This is a genomic window from Vibrio sp. 1641, from assembly GCF_033339995.1.
GTDB classification, from domain to species: domain Bacteria; phylum Pseudomonadota; class Gammaproteobacteria; order Enterobacterales; family Vibrionaceae; genus Vibrio; species Vibrio alginolyticus.
Map to the genome: position 1 here is coordinate 1 of NZ_JAWOVP010000135.1, position 754 is coordinate 754.

Sequence of the window (754 nt, forward strand, 5' to 3'; positions counted from 1 at the left end):
ATGAGATCACCAGCAGATTCTAGATCTTGTCGAATCGTTTGGTAAGCGATGTCTAATTCTTGATTTCTCGCGAGTAACATATTGTGCAAATCGAGAGTACGAAAACCTGCTCGTATGCGTGCTTGAAGCTCTTCTACCGACGTTTTTTTATCTACGAAATCATCCGCGCCAGCGTCAATGCCTTTGACAATCGAGCCCTGATCATTGCGTGAAGAAAGCAGGACAAAAAAGATATACCGCTCAAACGCCGCAGATTTGAGTACACGACACAAATCAATACCACTGAGCCCAGGCATCATCAGGTCACTGAGAACAAACTGAATATCTTTTCGGTGCGTCAGGACTTCAAGTGCAGACTCACCGTCCTCCACAGCGATGACTTCGTACCCTTGCTTTTGCAATGCGGAGGTCATGTAAAGCAATACCGTTTTGCTATCGTCGACCAATAAGATTGGTTTCATCTCTCTCCTCAACGCTGGTAGCGACTAACGAAGTACTCTGTTTATTGACTGCTCATCTCTAAAACGACTGTAGTCTTCGGCTAAAAGTTGATGTTGATAACGGGTGTAAGACAATGCTTCGTTTGAAATGACGATCTGATTTTCTTTTTCGATAAGCTGTCCGCGCAATTGCTCTATTTGATCACTTTGCTGCGTATTGTTCAGGTACATCGCAACTAATCCAAAAATAGAAACAACGAGCGAAGCAAACAGTACGTTGTTGATGGTTTTGATTTGAAGATTCATAACCTCTC

At 43.2% G+C, this 754-nt stretch carries 2 protein-coding genes; both read right to left on the bottom strand.

Annotated elements, in window-relative coordinates; translation table 11 throughout:
* The coding region (locus R7Z47_RS24640; protein WP_318130737.1) for a response regulator transcription factor at positions 1-461 on the bottom strand (461 nt) is incomplete at its 3' end.
* Positions 462-485: 24 nt separating this feature from the next.
* Positions 486-746, bottom strand: a complete 261-nt coding sequence (locus R7Z47_RS24645; RefSeq protein WP_005463779.1) for a hypothetical protein — start codon at positions 744-746, stop codon at positions 486-488.
* Between the last annotated feature and the right edge of the window lie 8 nt (positions 747-754).

What these genes read in the sequence shown, in the direction of transcription:
- R7Z47_RS24645 (WP_005463779.1), bottom strand. Translation starts at nt 746, where the DNA reads ATGAATCTTCAAATCAAAACCATCAACAACGTACTGTTTGCTTCGCTC.